The organism is Cohaesibacter marisflavi, from assembly GCF_900115225.1.
GTDB lineage: Bacteria > Pseudomonadota > Alphaproteobacteria > Rhizobiales > Cohaesibacteraceae > Cohaesibacter > Cohaesibacter marisflavi.
Map to the genome: position 1 here is coordinate 457329 of NZ_FOVR01000003.1, position 17057 is coordinate 474385.

The 17057-nt window shown below is 55.2% G+C and carries 15 protein-coding genes and 1 riboswitch; of the genes, 6 read left to right on the forward strand and 9 right to left on the reverse strand.

Features of this window, described 5'->3' with window-relative positions; all coding sequences use genetic code 11:
- The first annotated feature begins 66 nt into the window (after nucleotides 1-66).
- A complete protein-coding gene (locus tag BM258_RS08810; protein WP_090071190.1) occupies nucleotides 67-828 on the forward strand; it encodes a LamB/YcsF family protein in 762 nt (253 codons plus the stop codon).
- 117 nt (nucleotides 829-945) lie between these two features.
- On the opposite strand, the gene BM258_RS08815 is transcribed toward BM258_RS08810, so the two are convergent.
- Nucleotides 946-1992: a LacI family DNA-binding transcriptional regulator gene (locus BM258_RS08815; protein ID WP_090071192.1), complete on the reverse strand. Its 1047-nt coding sequence runs from the start codon at nucleotides 1990-1992 to the stop codon at nucleotides 946-948.
- A gap of 150 nt (nucleotides 1993-2142) precedes the next feature.
- On the opposite strand from BM258_RS08815, the gene BM258_RS08820 reads away from it, so the two are divergent.
- The 5 genes from BM258_RS08820 to BM258_RS08840 all read left to right on the forward strand — a co-directional run bounded on the left by BM258_RS08820 (nucleotide 2143) and on the right by BM258_RS08840 (nucleotide 8659).
- The gene (locus BM258_RS08820; protein WP_090071343.1) at nucleotides 2143-3078 is read left to right on the forward strand and encodes a carbohydrate ABC transporter permease; all 936 of its coding nucleotides are present in this window, start codon (nucleotides 2143-2145) and stop codon (nucleotides 3076-3078) included.
- Nucleotides 3079-3089: 11 nt separating this feature from the next.
- On the forward strand, nucleotides 3090-3965 hold the full coding sequence (locus tag BM258_RS08825) for a carbohydrate ABC transporter permease (RefSeq protein ID WP_090071194.1): 876 nt from the start codon (nucleotides 3090-3092) through the stop codon (nucleotides 3963-3965).
- 33 nt (nucleotides 3966-3998) lie between these two features.
- Entirely contained in the window at nucleotides 3999-5300 is a 1302-nt protein-coding gene (locus BM258_RS08830; protein WP_090071196.1) for an ABC transporter substrate-binding protein, read from the forward strand.
- A 148-nt stretch (nucleotides 5301-5448) separates the two neighbouring features.
- Complete coding sequence (locus BM258_RS08835) at nucleotides 5449-6531, forward strand: ABC transporter ATP-binding protein (protein WP_090071198.1); 1083 nt, start codon at nucleotides 5449-5451, stop codon at nucleotides 6529-6531.
- A 55-nt stretch (nucleotides 6532-6586) separates the two neighbouring features.
- Nucleotides 6587-8659 (forward strand): alpha-galactosidase, encoded by a 2073-nt coding sequence (locus BM258_RS08840; protein ID WP_090071200.1) that lies wholly within the window; start codon nucleotides 6587-6589, stop codon nucleotides 8657-8659.
- Nucleotides 8660-8786: 127 nt separating this feature from the next.
- Here BM258_RS08840 and BM258_RS08845 read toward each other — a convergent pair whose 3' ends face one another.
- The 8 genes from BM258_RS08845 to BM258_RS08880 all read right to left on the reverse strand — a co-directional run bounded on the left by BM258_RS08845 (nucleotide 8787) and on the right by BM258_RS08880 (nucleotide 16558).
- On the reverse strand, nucleotides 8787-9365 hold the full coding sequence (locus BM258_RS08845; protein WP_090071202.1) for an NADPH-dependent FMN reductase: 579 nt from the start codon (nucleotides 9363-9365) through the stop codon (nucleotides 8787-8789).
- 99 nt (nucleotides 9366-9464) lie between these two features.
- Entirely contained in the window at nucleotides 9465-11051 is a 1587-nt protein-coding gene (locus BM258_RS08850; protein WP_210186702.1) for a DHA2 family efflux MFS transporter permease subunit, read from the reverse strand.
- Nucleotides 11051-12163 carry an HlyD family secretion protein gene (locus BM258_RS08855; RefSeq protein WP_090071203.1) on the reverse strand — a complete coding sequence of 371 codons (1113 nt, stop codon included), beginning with the start codon at nucleotides 12161-12163 and terminating at the stop codon, nucleotides 11051-11053. The genes BM258_RS08850 and BM258_RS08855 overlap by 1 nt, the downstream gene beginning before the upstream one ends.
- A 97-nt stretch (nucleotides 12164-12260) precedes the next feature.
- Nucleotides 12261-12929, reverse strand: coding sequence for a CerR family C-terminal domain-containing protein (locus tag BM258_RS08860; protein WP_090071205.1), 669 nt, complete (start codon nucleotides 12927-12929; stop codon nucleotides 12261-12263).
- Between the two features lie 211 nt (nucleotides 12930-13140).
- A complete protein-coding gene (gene tsaA / locus BM258_RS08865) occupies nucleotides 13141-13596 on the reverse strand; it encodes a tRNA (N6-threonylcarbamoyladenosine(37)-N6)-methyltransferase TrmO (protein ID WP_090071207.1) in 456 nt (151 codons plus the stop codon).
- Nucleotides 13597-13638: 42 nt separating this feature from the next.
- The gene (locus tag BM258_RS08870) at nucleotides 13639-14433 is read right to left on the reverse strand and encodes an ABC transporter ATP-binding protein (RefSeq protein WP_090071209.1); all 795 of its coding nucleotides are present in this window, start codon (nucleotides 14431-14433) and stop codon (nucleotides 13639-13641) included.
- The gene (locus BM258_RS08875) at nucleotides 14433-15506 is read right to left on the reverse strand and encodes a FecCD family ABC transporter permease (RefSeq protein WP_210186703.1); all 1074 of its coding nucleotides are present in this window, start codon (nucleotides 15504-15506) and stop codon (nucleotides 14433-14435) included. Before BM258_RS08875 ends, BM258_RS08870 begins: the two co-directional genes overlap by 1 nt.
- The gene (locus BM258_RS08880) at nucleotides 15503-16558 is read right to left on the reverse strand and encodes an ABC transporter substrate-binding protein (RefSeq protein WP_210186704.1); all 1056 of its coding nucleotides are present in this window, start codon (nucleotides 16556-16558) and stop codon (nucleotides 15503-15505) included. Before BM258_RS08880 ends, BM258_RS08875 begins: the two co-directional genes overlap by 4 nt.
- A 228-nt stretch (nucleotides 16559-16786) precedes the next feature.
- A riboswitch (cobalamin riboswitch) is annotated at nucleotides 16787-16990 on the reverse strand.
- Nucleotides 16991-17057 lie beyond the last annotated feature (67 nt).

The window sequence follows — 17057 nt, forward strand, 5'->3', positions numbered from 1 at the left end:
ATATAGACCAGCCCCGGGTATCTGGAATAAACAAACAACACCCCGCCTTCACTAGGGAGAGTTCTGATGAAAAGCATTGATGTCAATTCCGATCTTGGTGAAGGATTCGGTCCTTACCGTATTGCGCCAGATGCCGATCTGATGCCGTTGATCACATCGGCCAATATTGCCTGCGGTGCCCACGCTGGCGATCCCCTGATCATGGATGAAACCGTTTCCCTTGCGCAAACAAACAAGGTGCGGGTCGGGGCTCATATTGGCTATCCAGATCGAGAGAATTTCGGCCGCCGGATGATGACAATGACGCTCAAAGAACTTGAGTTGATGACCGTCACCCAGCTTGGTGCACTTGCAGCCATTGCCGCACACCGCGGTGCACAGCTCACCCATGCCAATTTCCATGGGGCACTGGGGAACTTGTCCTTTGCGGACGCCGATGTTGCGCGGACACTCATCAAGGCCATGAAGTCCTTCGATCCCTCCCTCAAATTTATCGGGCTGGGCGACACCGAGGCCTCTCGCATAGCCGAGGAAGAGGGAATAGAGGTTGTCTACTCCTTCCTGGCTGATCGGGGTTATTCTGCTCCGGGCCGTCTGGCACCGCGTGGCACAGCTGGTGCATTGCTGCATGAGCCTGAAGATATCCGCCTCAGAGTTGCCGAAACCCTGTCATCAGGCAAGCTGAAGCTCACGACGGGGGAAGTCATTCCTGTCAAGATCGATTCCATTCTGGTCCATAGCGATACGCCCAATGCCCTGAAACTGGCCCATGCCATTCGTCAGGGTATCGCAGATGCCGCCTTCGAAATCGCCTCCTACGCGATCTGATCGCCCGAAAGATCAATGCCGAGAAGGTTGCTCTCAAGGCGCTATAGCATCTAGTCCGGGTCGGAAGGTCTTTCCATCAGCCTCTCCCGGCTCCTCAGTCTATGGGGCCAAAGGCTTTTACAGATCGGAGGCCTGCATTCGCGCTTTGGCTGTTGAGGCGCGCAAAACCACTTGCGAAGGCAAGACAAGCCGCTTTTGCGGTATCGTCTCACCCTTCAACCGTTTGACCATAAGGTCCGCTGCAAGCCGGCCCTGATGGTCCGCATTCATTTTTACGGTCGTCAAGGGGGGCGAGATGAAGCCCGAGAAGGGCAGATCATCATAGCCAACAACGGATACATCGCCGGGCACCGACAACCCAAGGCTATTGAGCGCCCCGATCACGCCCAGCGCGATGGTGTCATTGCCTGCAAATATGGCCGTCAATCGTGGCTGCCGCTTCATCAGGCGCAGGGTTGCGTTATAGCCGCTCTCTGCACTGAAATCGCCGAACTCGATGCAATCGGCGTCGAGCATTATCCCGCTTTTTAAAAGCTCTTGGCGCAGCTCCTCCAAACGGGAATCGGTCGCGGAAAAGCCCGAGGGCGAAAAGGGAACGCTGCCGATATTCCGGTGTCCCAAATCCACGATATGGCGCACTGCCTCCGTTGTGCTGTCACTGGTGCAGGTCGTCACACTCAGCTCTTCCGGATGTCCGATCGAGCCGATCTGCACAACGGGAAAGCCGCTATCCAGCAAGGCATGAAGATCCTTGTCTTCGACATGAGGGCTGAGCACCATCAGCCCGTCTATGCGATGGGAAAAGACCAGATCCGTATAGGGATTGACGCCCTTCTTCCGTTCGAAGGTCTCCAATAGCAGGCTGTAACCCGCCTCTTTCAGAACATCGGCAATCGCGTAATGCAATATGGGGATATAGGCATCCACACGGATGGAGCGCGTTTCCGTGATCACCAGTCCGATCGTATCCGTTCGCCCCTTGCGCAGCATGAGCGCCGCAGAATTGGGACGATAGCCCAGAATGCGCGCTGCTTCACGCACGCGCTCCTTGGTTTCTTCGCTGAGACTGACGGCATTTGAACCGTTCAGAACCAGAGACACGGTCGAACGGGAAACGCCGGCCAGTTTGGCCACATCATGGCTGGTGACAGATTTTGCTTTCATTCCAACTGGATACCATACTAACGCGTGTTAGTCGAACTTTTTTCATTGACAGATGCAAATTCAAAACTACACTAACACGTGTTAGTATGGCTTGGCTGGGGATAGAGGAACCCTACAATCCAGCTCAGCATTCAAGATGGGAGGAGCATGATGACCCGACGAAGTACCGATAAAACGGTCAACGCGGACAAAGAATCAGGTCTGTTTGGAAACAGGCTGCGCAGGAAGGAAGCCCTGACGGGCTATCTTTTCATTTTGCCAGCCCTTATCGGCCTGATTGCCTTTTTTGCTTTTCCTACCATCCGGGCCGCGCAAATCAGTCTGACCAACTGGAACCTGATGCGCCCGGCGCACTGGATCGGGTTTGATAACTACGGCAAACTCTGGGCCGATGGGAAATTCTGGGACTCCATGCAGATCACGTTGCTCTATGTGATCTACAATATCCCCTTGCAAACAGCGCTTGGCCTGATCATTGCCGTGCTCGCAGACAGGCTTGCCAAGTCGGTTCTGTTCCGGGCCGTGATCATAGCGCCCTATCTCATTTCCAACGTGGTGGCCGGTCTTGTCTGGCTGCTCATGCTGGACCCGCTAATCGGCCTGACCAACACTTTTCTTACCGGCATCGGCATCCCACCACAATCCTTTCTCAGTTCACCCGATCAGGCGCTCATTTCTGTCGCCGGCATCTCGATCTGGCGCCATGTGGGCTTCACTGCCCTGCTCTTCTATGCCGGTCTTCAGTCAATCCCACGCGATCTCTATGAAGCGGCGCGGCTGGATGGTGCCAGCGAAAGTGCCATGTTCCGCATGATCACGCTGCCGCTGTTGCGCCCCGTCATGGTGTTTGTGCTGGTGACCAGCGTGGTCGGGTCTTTCCAGGTGTTCGATGTGATCGCCGTGACCACGCAAGGGGGGCCTGCCAACTCCACCCGCGCCGTGCTCTGGTACATCTATGAGAATGCCTTCCAGTTCAGCCGCATGGGCTATGCCTCAGCCATGTCCATGGTGCTGTTTGTCTTCCTCATTTTGGTAACGCTGTTGCAGATGCGCCTGCTGCATGCTGACCGTTCGGATCTGGGATAGGGAGAAGCCTCATGTCAAAGAAACTCAACCTGCCCAAATTGTTCGGCTATGCGGGCCTTGCCATTTTCTGCATCATCTCACTGTTGCCCATCTGGATGGCGCTCAAAACAGCGATCACCATGCCCTCAGATGTCTTTTCCACGGCGAATAGTCTATGGGTCAACAATCCGGTCTTCGGCAATTTCCTGCGCGTTTTGGGCCTGCCCAGTGATGTACCGCCGCCTGCCAACTCAGGATCGCCAATCAACTTCATGATCGCCCTTCGAAACAGCGTGGTCTATACCGGCCTTCTTGTCACCGGTCAGCTCTTCTTTTCGTCACTGGCCGCCTATGCCTTTGCACGTCTGCGCTTTCCCGGACGGGATGCGCTCTTCTACAGTTTCATCGCGGCGACGATGATCCCTTCGATCGTGCTGTTCATTCCCAATTTCATCCTGATCCGCCAGTTGGGCCTGCTCAACAGCTTTGCGGGCATGGTGGCTCCCAACATCCTGATGCTGCCTTTCGCAGTCTTTTTCCTGCGTCAGTTCTTCCTTTCAACCCCCAAGGAGCTGGAAGAAGCAGCGCGGCTGGATGGCCTGAGCTGGTTCAAGGTCTATTGGCATATCGCCCTGCCGCTACAGCGCGGACCGCTGGCCACACTGGCCATCCTGCTTTCCATTCAGGCCTGGAATGACTTCTTCTGGCCGTTCCTCGTGGGCCAGAAAGAAAATGTACAGGTGATGGCCGTTGCCCTCGCCAACTATCAAAGCCAGACCGGACAAGGTCAGCCGGATTGGACCGGCCTGATGGCCGCCGTGATGCTATCGATCATTCCGGTGCTGATCCTGCTCGTTTTCTTTGGTCGCCGTATCGTGGAATCCTTGCAAACAAGCGGCATGAAATAGGCCGATATTCGAATTTTCTAGGGAGAGAGAATTATGAAGAACCTAACGAACTATCTTCTTGTGTCCGCAGCCATTCTGGCTCCGACAACCGTTTTTGCGCAAGACACCGTGCGCTACTGGATGTGGGATGGGCAACAGGCACCTGTCTATCAGCAGTGCGCGAATGACTTCGAGGCACTGAACAGCGACATCCATATCGAGATCACGCAAACGGGCTGGGATCAATATTGGACGAACCTGACGACCAGCTTCATTTCCGGTGATGCCCCTGACGTTTTCGTCAATCACCTGATGCGCCTGCCAGAATTTGCCGCCAACCAGATGATCGAGGATCTCACTCCGCTTCTTGCTGACGCCTCCTATGATACATCGGGCTATCTGCCGGGCTTGCTGGAGAACTGGTCCAAGGATGGCGCAATCTACGGTCTTCCCAAAGACTGGGCAACCGTCGCTGTCGCCTATGACCGGGACAAATTGAAGGCTGCCGGTCTTCAGCCATCTGATCTGGCTGACATGAACTGGAACCCAGAAGATGGGGGCAGCTTCCAGAAGATCATCGCACATCTCACCGTCGACACCAACGGCAAGCGCGGAGATGAAGAGGGCTTTGACCCCAATTCCATTGCCACCTTTGGCCTCGTTCTCAACCCGCTCAGCCCGCAAGGGGAAACCGAATGGGCCTATCTGGCAGCCAGCACGGGCTGGAGATTCATCGATGAGCCATGGTCGACCCACTATAATTTCGATGATCCCCGCCTCGCCAAAACCCTGACATGGATTAGGGATCTTGCTCGCGTTCACCACCTGATGCCGACAGTGGAGCAGACGGGACGCCTGGGGGCAGAAACGCTGATGTTCTCCGACAAGGGAGCCATGACAGTGACCGGTTCGTGGCTTGTGGGCCTCTACCACCAGTCAAAGCCATCGGTTGCCTTTGCCCCCATTCCTGCCGGGCCACAAGGGCGCAAAACCATGTTCAACGGGCTGGCGGATTCCATCTGGACGGGCAGCCCAGTCAAGGATGCCGCATGGAAGTGGGTGCAATATCTCGGCTCTGATGCGTGTCAGACAACCGTTGCCAAAGCGGGCGTGGTCTTCCCTGCCCAGCAGGACCAGATAGAGACTACCGTCAAGGCCTTCGAGGACAAGGGCGTCGATGTCTCTGCCTTCACCAAGGTTGCCACTGAAGAGACCACGTTTGCTCCGCCGATTACCGACTATGGCAACGAGATTTCCTCCATCGTGAAAGCAGCCCTCGAAAGTGTCATGCTGGGGCGGGAAAATCCCGAAGAAATCCTTACCGATGCCAATGAAGAGATTAACAGCCTTTTCTGATCGTTCGATCTTTGCAGGGAGCAGCATCGTCTGGGGGCGGCGCTGCGCCCCATCGCGGCCGGATAGCCTTCTGTCCGGCGGCACCCAGCCCCATTATTTCAGCCGGAGCCCGAAGTGCAATCCGGTCAGGCCAACCCGGGAGGAGAGCATGTCCAGTCTGGAACTCAAGGATGTCAACAAACGCTATGGCGAAGCCCATATCATTCACGACGTCAACCTGAAAATCGAAGCCGGAGAGTTCTGCGTTTTCGTTGGACCTTCGGGCTGTGGCAAGTCAACATTGCTACGTATGATCGCTGGCCTTGAAGACATTTCAAGCGGTTCACTGGCCATCGGTGGTGAGCCAATGAATGATGTGGATCCGGCCAAGCGCGGTGTCGCCATGGTGTTCCAGAGCTATGCGCTTTATCCCCACATGACGGTGCGCGAAAATATGGGCTTTGGTCTGCGATTTGACAAAACCCCCAAGGAAGAAATCACTCGCCGGGTCAATGAAGCTGCCGATGTGCTCGAACTGGATGGCCTGCTGGACCGAAAGCCGAAGGCCTTGTCCGGCGGTCAGCGTCAGCGCGTTGCCATCGGTCGCGCCATTGTGCGCAAGCCCAATGTCTTCCTGTTCGATGAACCCCTTTCCAACCTTGATGCGGAATTGCGGGTCAATATGCGTGTCGAGATCGCCCGCCTGCATCAAGAGCTGGGCACGACAATCATCTATGTCACCCATGATCAGGTGGAAGCCATGACATTGGCAGACAAGATCGTTGTTTTGCGCGCGGGCTGTATTGAGCAGGTCGGAGCCCCCCTCACCCTGTATGATGATCCGGACAATCTTTTCATTGCCGGTTTCATAGGTTCGCCCAAGATGAACTTTCTTGAAGCCACGGTGCAGGCCGTGACGAGCCAGCGTGTAACGCTTCACCTTGATGGGGTCGAGGCGACGCCTTTCACCATGGAACTTAAAGGGGCTTTGCCTGCTGAGGGAGACAAGCTGACCGTTGGTGTCCGGCCTGAGTTTCTTTCTCCGGAAGGGTCCGTGCAGCTAAAGCTCACCACAGACATCGTCGAGCATCTGGGCGGTGAATCCTACATTTACGCCCGTACGCAGACCGGTCAGCGCATCGTCATGAAGCTGGCCGATGCCCGCCAGTTCAAAACGGGTGAAGCCATAGTGGCAGCCTTCGATGAGGAAAAGGCCTTCCTGTTCGACGCTGCGGGCATGCGCCTGCGCTAGCTGCCAACACGCCCTGACAACCCGATACTCAAGAGCAACCAAAGCGGACTGATCCATGACTTCCATCCATCATAGACTGGATACGCCAACCCAAACCCTTGTCCTGCGTATAGAAGATAACCGTATGGCAGAGGCCATTTATTGGGGGGAGCGCCTGCCCGACGCAGAGGATCTGGCACAATTGTCAAAGGCCCATGCGATTGATCTGGGCGGTGGCATGCTGGATGCAACCATTCCACTTTCCATCTGCCCGGAAGCCAGAGCTCCTTTTCCCGGTCAGGTCGGGCTTTCTCTCTCAAGCGGAGAAAAGACCATTCTGCCTCGCTTCAGGTTTGAAAAGGCCGAGCGCGGCGAAGGGTTACAGCTCTTCTTTTCTGACGCCATACATGGGTTGCGCTATGTCGCGCAGTTTGCACCGATTGGCGATGTCATCATTGCTTCGGCCGCTCTCTCGTCAGACGCCCCTGTTCTCTGCCACTGGCTGGCTGCGCCGGTTCTGCCAGCGCCACATATGTCTGATGACATCCTCGACTGGCATGGAACATGGCTCAAGGAATTCCAGCGCCAGAAGACGCCCTGGTCGGCAGGCATCCGTATGCGAGAGGCCCGAACGGGCCGCTCAGGCCATGAGCATCCACCAGTTGCCATGATCCCGCTTCGTGGCGCCACCAGAACACAAGGCCATGTTCTCGCTCTACAACTTGCCTGGTCCGGAGGGCATCGCTTCATTGCCGAGGAACTCCCTGACGGGCGGCGGCAACTTCAGATGGGCCGAACCTGGGACTCAGAAGGATATGGCACCCAGTTTCACTCATCCGAGCTGATCCTTGCCTGCTCCAGCGAAGGAGAAGCCGGCATAGCCCGCGCCTATCAACGCTATATTCGGGATCATGTGGTGACATGGCCAGACCCGGACCGCCCTCGCCCGGTGCATTATAACTGCTGGGAAGCGATCTATTTCGAGCATTCCCTTGAAGCCCTGTCCCAGATTGCCGAGCGTGCTGCGGCGCTGGGGGCCGAACGCTTCGTGCTCGATGATGGCTGGTTCGGCCAGAGGGATGATGACACCAGCTCGCTGGGAGACTGGACGATCGACACCAGAAAATGGCCAGATGGTCTTACTCCGCTCATCGACAAGGTGCATGCCGAAGGCATGGCTTTTGGCCTGTGGGTGGAGCCGGAAATGGTCAATATGGACAGCGATCTTTATCGCGCCCATCCGGACTGGCTGCTTGGTCCGGCTGATCAGCTGACCGGACGTTTCCAGCATCTGCTCGATCTTTCCAAACCAGCGGTCCGCGACTATCTGTTTTCTGCACTCAGTGATCTTCTGGAAGCGTACGAAATCGATTATCTCAAATGGGACCACAATCGGCTGTTACCCGTGGTGACATCTGCCCAGACCGAAGGGGTCTATGCCCTTCTTGATCAGCTTCGGGCTGCTCACCCCATGGTGGAGATAGAAAGCTGTGCGTCAGGCGGCGGTCGCATCGATGCAGGCATTCTCGCGCGCACCCATCGGGTATGGCTATCCGATTCCAACGATGCTGTTGAACGCCTGCGCATCCAGCATGAGGCCGCCCTCTTCATTCCTCCCGCGGTAACCGGAAGCCACGTCGGCCCGCGTAAATGCCACTCTTCGGGACGGATCTTGCCGATGTCTTTCCGGGCATGGGTGGCCGCCGAGCGCCATATGGGCTTCGAAATGGATCCAAGGGAGCTGACAGACGAAGAATTTACCATTCTACAGCGCGTCACCAACTGGTGGAAGGCAACGCGCGACTGGCGCATGAAAGGGTATGTGCTCCCGCTTGAAAGCGACGATGACTCCGTCATTTCAGAGCTTCAGATGGCCAATGACGGAACGCGTTTTGTCCTTTTCGCGGGCCGCTTTGCGACGCCGCGTCACACTTTGCCACTTGCCCAGAGGCTGGCTGGCCTTGACCCTGATGCCCTCTATCGGGTGCGCCTCATCAACCCGGAAGACCGGCCGCCACAATCACGCGGACACACAGCTCTGGTTGATGGCGCGTTGGTCCTTTCCGGCACCGCCCTGATGACTCACGGCCTCAACCTACCTCTCTCCTGGCCAGCAACCATGTGGGTGGTTGAGGGAGAAAAAATCTAGATCCCGGACATAACTAGCCCCTGTGGCTTCCACCAAACCGGAAGCCACAGGGGCTGTCTGTTTGTGAGCTTGCTCGTTTGCCAGAGTATCAGGCAACGCAGCCAAGTTCCCCGGCAAGCCCATGAATTCAGGCTGTTTTCGCTGACTTTTCAACCAGTTTTTCAAGCATGGTTGTCAGCATACTGTCGGCAAATGGCACCTTCAGTTCGCCCTCTTCATCAAAGGCTTCATGGGCGGAGGCAATAGAAACCATTTCCGGCAAGACATGAGCTCCAACACCGAGTTCAAGGAAGCCACGCAGAGCCATCAGACCGCGATAGCCCCCGAAACCGCCCGGAGAAGCGCTACTGATGGCGTAGACCTTGTTGCCAAAGATGGCAGCCTTGCCGCCATTTTCAGGAACACGAGACAACCAGTTCAGTGTGTTGACCAGAAGCGGGCCAATGCTTGAATTGAATTCCGGGCTCGTAACAACAACGCCATCATGATCAGCAATGATCTTGTGCAGTTTTCTGGCCGCTTCCGGCACACCCTGCTGTTCCTCGATATCGCCGCAATAGATGGGCAATTCATAATCTTTTAGATCGACACGGGTGACAATGGCACCATTCGCTTCAAGACGCTTTTGCGCCAGGTTGGCCAGTTTAGCATTGAAAGAGCCAGTTCGAACGGAACCGGCAAAAACGACTATCTTCACTTGTGACATCAATTACTCCGTTCAACCGAAGCAGATTGCATCTCTTCGAGACATTGCTTCGGGCTTTACATTTCAGAAGGCGCCCTGAGGAGCACCCTTTATATCGTCTCAATGCCCGCCAGACACGGCCGCTCTTGGTTTGGCCAAAAGAAAGGTCAAGGGCATGATAAGGATGAAAATGGCCGCTAAGAGCAGGAACACATCGTTCCAGGCCATAATGGATGCCTGTTGCTGTATCTGAAGAGTTAGCTGACGGAAAGCGGCTTCTTGAGCTGTTCCACCGATGGTTGGAAATTGTGCAAAATATCGCGTCATATTTTGCATTTGGCTCACGAAAAGCTGGTTCGTATCGGACATCTTCTCGACGATCCACCAATAATGCCGGTCATAGCGCCCATCCCACTGTGTGTTGATGAGAGCAAGCCCCACCGCTCCCCCCATATTGCGGAAGACATTGAACAAGCTGGAGCCCATATTGACGAGATGTCTGGGTAAGGTGCCCAAGGCCACGGCGGTAATGGTAACCAGATTGAGTACCAGCCCGAAGCCTCTTGTGGCCTGCGGCAAGACAAGCTGGTCAAAGCCAACCTCGGTGGTCATGTGGCTGTTGAGATAGAGACCACAGCTGACAATAGCGAATCCGACCAGCAGGATCTTGCGCGGATCGACTGTGTGCCCGATCTTGCCTGCAATAGGAGCCCCGATGAACATAACGGTTCCGGTTACAGCCATGACCTCTCCCACTTGCAGAGAGCTGTAGCCACGGACATGGGAAAGGAACTGGGGCAGCATGTAGGTTTGCCCGATCAGGCACATGCCCAACACAAAGGACAGAATGCAGCCAATGGTGAAATTCCGGTTTCCAAATGTCCTCAGCTCTATGACCGGATGCTCGATGGATGTCTCCCGCCAAATCAACAGGATGCCGGACACGGCCGATAGAATGGAAAAGCCCACGATCATCCGGCTTTCGAACCAGTCATTGCGCGCCCCTTCATCAAGGACAAATTCCAACGCGCCCAGAAATCCGGCCACAAGCAAAATGCCGATGAAGTCGATCTTGTAGACAAGGCGCCAATTGGGCCGATCAAAATCGACAATGATCGGCACGAGAATGGTGATCAGGATCCCCGGCCCAACATTGGCCAGAAACAGCCAATGCCATGAAAACATGTCGGTCAGATAGCCGCCAAGCGTTGGTCCCAGTGCGGGTGCAACAGAGGCCGTCAATCCGGTCACAACCGTCCCCATGATGCGTTTTTCGGGTGGCAACAGCTTGTAAATGGAGGCGAACACAGTCGGAATCATGGCGCCTCCCAGAAATCCCTGCATCGCTCTGAAAACAAGCATTGATGAAGTATCCCACGCCATGGCGCAAGCAAGGCTCATGATGGTAAAGCCGGCTGACGAGGCCGCAAAAAGCCAGCGCGAAGACATCACCCGGGCCAACCAGCCCGAGAGCGGAATCATGACCACTTCGGCCACCAGATAGGCTGTCTGCACCCAGGTAATTTCATCGGCCGAGGCGGAAATGCCCGCCTGAATTTGCGGCAGCGAGCTGGCCACCACCTGAATATCCAAAATCGCCATGAACATGCCGATCACCATCAGGAAAAAGCCAAATAGCCCTCCCTTTGGTTCCATATCGTCATGCGGGGCGGGAGATGGAGCCGCCTTGTCTGCAGTCTTGGCCATCAGTCCTCATCCTGATGGGTGTCGACCTCAACCACCACGGAGGTTCCCGGACGTAAGGCAGGGGCCTCGCCTGTATCCGGTGTGTCGATGAGGATCTTAACGGGAATACGCTGAACGATCTTGGTGAAATTGCCGGTCGCATTTTGTGGCGCCATAAGCGCGAATTCCGAACCGGTTGCAGGAGAAAGGCTATCGATATGCCCTTTCAACTCGATGCCTCCCAACATGTCCGCGCTAACAGAAACCTTCATGCCTTCTCGGAAATGACGCACCTGAGTTTCCTTGAAATTGGCCTCAACATAGATATCCTGCAAGGGAACCAGACTGAGCAGCCTGGTGCCCGTGGTTACATATTCCCCCTGATCAATCCCCCTGTTGCCAATCACGCCGTCATACCCGGCCCGGATTTCGACATGGGCCAGATCGTTTTTGGCAAGCTTGAGTGTCGCCTGGGCATCGGAAACAGACGCCAGCCTTTGTTGGCGCTGGCTAGCGAGCACATCAAATTGCCCCTTGGCCAACTTGAGCGCTGCGGAGGCTTTGTTGAAGGCGGCTTCAGCAGCTTCCAGATTCATGTCATTCTGCTCGACAGTCACCCGGGTCGCAGATCCTTTGGCCAGCAGTCTGCGTCCACGCTCAGCATTCGCTCTTGCAAAGGTGAGCTGCGCCTTTGCCGATGAGAGGTCCGCCTCGGCAGACATCACTTGTGTATGTTGCAACCCGATCTGTTCATCGAGATTGGCCAGCGCAGCCTCTGCCGATGCCAGACCCGCCTTCGCCTGATCCTGTTTTGCCAGATAGGCCGTGTCATCAATCCGCACCAGAAGATCTCCCTTCTTCACGGGGCGGTTATCCTCGATGGGAATGGACTGGACGGAGCCAGATACCTCAGCCGAATAGGTGATGATATCAGCGCGCACATAGGCGTCATCCGTGCTTTCGACAAAACGGCCGACCGTCCACCATTCATATCCCAGCCAAGCGGCAACCACGAGGACAGCAAGGCCGATGACCTTGAAAATTGTTCGTCGCTTGGCCCCGGGCCTTGATTGCCCTGAAGGGGCGCGTTCTTCGCGTTGTGCCGGATCGGCGGGGGACTTTTCTGCGCTCATTTTTCCAGCTTCCTTATCCGTCGGAGAAGAGGCATCTCGGTCATGCTTTTATGCCTTCATCCTCTCGTGAATTTTCCGACCACCAGCCCTCAGGCCCTTATATCGCGTGCATTTCGCCTTCCGCCCTCAGAGCATCAAGAATAGCTTTGCAATGGGCTTGCAGCGTTTGTTCAATGCTGGCAGCATAATCTTCAGTGATCGCATTCCATCCCATGATGCGCAGAGCACTTTGGCGGGAAACCCGGAACATCAACCCCTGACCGAACATCAACAAAAAGCGCATGCGAGCTTGCTCGTCACTGATTGCACCGTTCGAGATGCGCGTAATCAATGCAATAATCCGGTCCGCAATGGGCCGGAAGGTTCGCTCGTAGAGAATGTCAAACGCTTCTGTCGGTTGCATTTGCTCGCGCATGACAAACAGCGACATGGCATCACTATCGGGGGAAAGAAAATACCGCAGATAGGTGACAAGAATCGTTTCCAGCTCTCTGCATGCCGCATCAACCGTCAAATCGGTCGCTGGAACCGCGCCCGTAAGAGCGGCACTCAGCCTTTCACCGATAATCGACCCGGCATATTCTGCGGTTGCCAGATACAGGCCAAGTTTACCACCATAATGATAGTCGATTGCAGACACGCTACTGCTGGCGGCCTTGGAAAGAGAGCGGATGGAAACCCCTTGGAATCCATTTTCGCCAAACTGCCTAAGCGCCACCTGCAACAGGCGTGCTTCGGTCTTTTCTGCTTCATGGTCATCGGGCATCTGGTTTCCTACACGCAATTAGATCGTTCGTTCTAATTTTTAGACATAAATTAGAACGAACGATCTAGTCAATAAATTCTATTGCGCTTAGAAGCATTTCTGCCGGGAAAGAAACGGAAAAGGCAGGAATGGCCCTTCCAATAGAATGGCCTCGCAGCTTATTCCTAAGAAATGGCGATAAGAGAATGATGCTGCCTTGCCACTCCAGACCTCAGTGCTTATGTGCCCATGGCAAAGCCTCGGTCGCTCCTTCAGGAGCATCAATCATCGGGACATAGATCTTGATATCAAGCAGCGGCGTGCCATCGATGCAATCAAGCCCACTGACCGTCAGTTTCGTGCCTTCAATCGCGAGGATCTTGACGGCACTCAGAGCAATCGGGTTGGGCCGATGGGGCGAACGTGTGGCAAAAACACCATATTGCTTTTCAGCATTGGGCGGAGTCGTCTGCAATTTTGTTCTATCGGCCTTGTCGAACCAATAGAGCACGGCAATATGGCGCCCGACCTCAAGACCCAGAAAGGCATCGGCAAAAGCAGGATCGACCTCGATCACGCTTTCACTCTCGTTAAAGCGGCTGTTGCGCGGGCATTCTTCGCGACTTTTGAAGCCGGTCCATATTTTGCCAATCGGTTGCAGGGTGAATGGGGGGAGCTGTTCTGACATGGTTCTCTTCCTTTCTTTCCATCAAACTTTCACATAACGGCGTCACTCAGCCAAAATGGTTGGCCTTGTGGCTGTAGGGGTTTCTGTCGGTTTTGGCACGACGACGGGAGCACCATCGATGGTGTGAATGCTAACCGGGATATCGTAGGTCGCCTCGATGAGCTTTGGAGAAATCTCCTCGACGGCCCCGCGCGCCAGAACGCGCCCGTCTTTGAGAAGCAGGAATTCATCTGCAAAGCGAAGGGCCGTGTTGAGATCATGCATTGTTACAACGGTGGCCGTTTTGCGCTCTCTCACAACAGAAAACAGGAGCGACAAGAGCTCGAACTGATTGCGCATATCAAGCGCGCTGGTTGGCTCGTCTAGCAACAGCAGGCGCGGTTGCTGAACAAAGGCTCTGGCGATTGAGACCTTTTGCAACTCTCCCCCTGAAAGCTCATCGAGATAGCGTAAACTCAGCGCCTCAAGGCCCAGACGCGCAATGGTCTCTCCCACGATAGCGAGATCATGATCCTTCACGCGCCAGCCCATATGCGGCTTGCGCCCCATCAGCACGGCATCAAACACCGTAAGACGGGCAGTTTGCGATTTCTGCGCCACATAGCCCACCTTTGCGGCCAATTGTGGTGGCGTCAGCGAAAGCAGATTTTCGCTATCGAGCAAAACGCTTCCAGCTTTGGGCTTCTGGATTGCATTAAGGCACTTGAGCAAGGTCGTCTTGCCCACGCCATTGGGACCGAGAATGACAAGAATGCGGCCGGGCTTGAGGTCAAAGGCGATGTCATTGAGAATGGCTCTGTTGCGATAGGCAAAATGGATATCCTGAACGTCGAGCATCAATGTCGTCCTCCGCGTAAAATGAGCCATAGAAACACCGGCACGCCGAGAAAGGAGGTTAACACAGACACCGGCAGAACATTGGGCGACAGCACCAGACGCGCGGCCGTATCGGCAACCAGCAACAAGAGCGCTCCGCCAATCAGGCTGGCGGGCAAAAGAAAGCGATGATCCGCTCCGATGACCCTGCGCACCATATGAGGCACCACGAGACCGACAAAGCCGATGATACCGAGAAACGAGATAGACACTGCGGTCAGAAGGGAGGCGGCAAACATGCTGACAAGGCGCAAGCGTTCCACTCTCACGCCCAGCCCTTGCGCAGTCTCATCTCCGGCATCAATGGCATTATAGTTCCAGCATTGCGCGATAAAATAGATTGAGACCGGTAAAGTGACAGCGGCTATCAATCCGATGTCTCGCCAGGTGGCACGGGCCGTGTCGCCAAAGGTCCAAAAGACCATGGCTGCCAATTGCACATCATCTGCAAAGAATTGCAGGAACATGGTGCCCGCCGTAAAGAGCGAGCCCAGAGCCACCCCCGTCAGCACCATGACCTCGGGTGACGCCCCCCTCACCCGAGCAATCAGAGTGATGAGTGCCGCTGCAAGCAGGCTGAAACCGAAGGCAGATAGCGTAACGGCCACCGGATTATAAACCGCAACCGCGCCTCCCTCCGCCGATGGGATCTCCATGGCTCCAACAGCCATAACACTCAAAGCGGCCCCGAAGGCCGCTGCGTGAGAAATGCCCAAAGTGAAGGGAGAGCCAAGCGGGTTGCGCAGAACCGACTGCATGGCAGCGCCGGACACAGCCAATCCAGCTCCGGCAAGCATGGCCGCCACAGCCTGCGGCAGCCGAATGCTCCAGACAATGATGTCGCTTCGACGCGGGGCGTCAGCCCCGATAAGGGACAAGACCACATCTTTGATTGGCACTGCTGCCGCCCCCAAAGAGAGGGCCGCAATCAGCGCAGGCACGAGCGCCAACAATAGAACGGCAATCACCAAAGCCTTGCGACGAATATAAAGGGCATAGCCACCCAAGTTGGTATCACAGGCCTTCAGCATCATTGGACTGGCACCTGACGGAAAACCAGGTCATCGAATATGCGATTCATTTCGTCAAACACAGGCTTACCGAACAGGAAGCTGTATATCTCATCCGCCTTAGAGACAGGATCGATGTCCGCGAAGCTATCTGGATAGACCAGCTTGCCGAGAAAATAAGCATCAGCAAGAATGGAGCCATAATTCTTGGTATAAAGCGCATAAGGCAGTGTGCCCCAAACCTGCCCCTTCTCTCTGGCGGAGAGAATTTGATAGGCAGGATCATTCATCAGTTCAGCCTGCCCACCGGCATCGGGACCAAGCTGTAGGGTTGCAAGATCAAGCAGAATGATCTCCGGATCCCATTCGATCAGCTTTTCCTTTGCAATGGTGGTGGCGTGCCCCCCACTCGCTTTCGCCTTGGATGCGGCAAGATTTTGAAGCCCCAGAGCAGCAAAGGGCGCATAAACCGGATCGGTGGATGCAAGCCCGCGCGACCCGCGGTAGGAGATGCCCCCGACATAGATGCTCGGAGCTTCCTTCTCAGACGCAGAGGCCCGCGCCTCAAGATCGGATCTTGTGTCCTTAAAGAAGGAGACCAGTTCGGCCGCTCTCTCTTTGCGGTCGAGCGAGTCTCCCATAATTTCCAGTGCCTGATAGAATTGCTCACTCTGACTATCAAGATCGCCATATTCCACGGCAATCACGGGAATATGCGTCTTCTGCTGGAGCACTTCCGGTTTCAGCCCAGAAGAGCCAACGGTCTTGAAGATGACCTGAGGAGCAGGATCGAGCGCCATGATCAGCTCCGGATTGTCCCGTCCCAGATGTTGCCCGAAAAGAGGCAAGCTCTTATAGGCTGGGGTCACCAGTGCGTAGGGACGCGAGTCAAAAGGCGATTTCCGTTTCTCCATTCCGTCGACCCCGACAACACGATCTTCAACGCCGAGATAAGTGAGAAGCCGCAAGCAGCCTGCGCCGGAGCAGATCACATGATCTACTTTGTCTGGAATATCATGCACGACCCCCAAGGTATCTTTGACGATACGTGCAGAAGCAGGAAGACTGAAAGACATAAGCGCCAAGGCGCAAGCAAATAGATATCGAATTTTCATAACATGGCCATTTTCAAGGAATGGAGGGAAGAAAATTCACGCAGATCCCAAAGTGGACCAAAGCCTTTGGCCACGGGGTGGTGCGAGCGCACAGCAAGCAGTCCTTGGCAGCAAGCAAGCCAAAAACGACACCAGTTTGAAAAAAGGAATACAAAAAAGACCTTCCTTCTGGAGCACCCCGCCCAGATCTGAATGAGTGGCATGTCGGCAGGTCTCCTGGCTCACAGGTCAATATGCTTTTCTACCTTCCCGGCTCAAACCAGTGGCAAAAGAGAAAAGCATTCTCTGTTTACAGTTGCGGGGGCAGCTCCGGATTCACGACAAGACACACGTCTTGCCACGCACCGGATTCCCTTTTCATTCCTTTTGGAAACCGACACCCAATTTCTGTTGCAATTGCCTTGACCTGTCAATTGACAGATCAGCGCAGTCTCTCCTCACCGCACAAGCCATCAATAAT

What these genes read in the sequence shown, in the direction of transcription:
- BM258_RS08810 (WP_090071190.1), top strand. Translation starts at nt 67, where the DNA reads ATGAAAAGCATTGATGTCAATTCCGATCTTGGTGAAGGATTCGGTCCT.
- BM258_RS08815 (WP_090071192.1), bottom strand. Translation starts at nt 1,992, where the DNA reads ATGAAAGCAAAATCTGTCACCAGCCATGATGTGGCCAAACTGGCCGGC.
- BM258_RS08820 (WP_090071343.1), top strand. Translation starts at nt 2,143, where the DNA reads ATGACCCGACGAAGTACCGATAAAACGGTCAACGCGGACAAAGAATCA.
- BM258_RS08825 (WP_090071194.1), top strand. Translation starts at nt 3,090, where the DNA reads ATGTCAAAGAAACTCAACCTGCCCAAATTGTTCGGCTATGCGGGCCTT.
- BM258_RS08830 (WP_090071196.1), top strand. Translation starts at nt 3,999, where the DNA reads ATGAAGAACCTAACGAACTATCTTCTTGTGTCCGCAGCCATTCTGGCT.
- BM258_RS08835 (WP_090071198.1), top strand. Translation starts at nt 5,449, where the DNA reads ATGTCCAGTCTGGAACTCAAGGATGTCAACAAACGCTATGGCGAAGCC.
- BM258_RS08840 (WP_090071200.1), top strand. Translation starts at nt 6,587, where the DNA reads ATGACTTCCATCCATCATAGACTGGATACGCCAACCCAAACCCTTGTC.
- BM258_RS08845 (WP_090071202.1), bottom strand. Translation starts at nt 9,365, where the DNA reads ATGTCACAAGTGAAGATAGTCGTTTTTGCCGGTTCCGTTCGAACTGGC.
- BM258_RS08850 (WP_210186702.1), bottom strand. Translation starts at nt 11,051, where the DNA reads ATGGCCAAGACTGCAGACAAGGCGGCTCCATCTCCCGCCCCGCATGAC.
- BM258_RS08855 (WP_090071203.1), bottom strand. Translation starts at nt 12,163, where the DNA reads ATGAGCGCAGAAAAGTCCCCCGCCGATCCGGCACAACGCGAAGAACGC.
- BM258_RS08860 (WP_090071205.1), bottom strand. Translation starts at nt 12,929, where the DNA reads ATGCCCGATGACCATGAAGCAGAAAAGACCGAAGCACGCCTGTTGCAG.
- tsaA (WP_090071207.1), bottom strand. Translation starts at nt 13,596, where the DNA reads ATGTCAGAACAGCTCCCCCCATTCACCCTGCAACCGATTGGCAAAATA.
- BM258_RS08870 (WP_090071209.1), bottom strand. Translation starts at nt 14,433, where the DNA reads ATGCTCGACGTTCAGGATATCCATTTTGCCTATCGCAACAGAGCCATT.
- BM258_RS08875 (WP_210186703.1), bottom strand. Translation starts at nt 15,506, where the DNA reads ATGATGCTGAAGGCCTGTGATACCAACTTGGGTGGCTATGCCCTTTAT.
- BM258_RS08880 (WP_210186704.1), bottom strand. Translation starts at nt 16,558, where the DNA reads ATGTCTTTCAGTCTTCCTGCTTCTGCACGTATCGTCAAAGATACCTTG.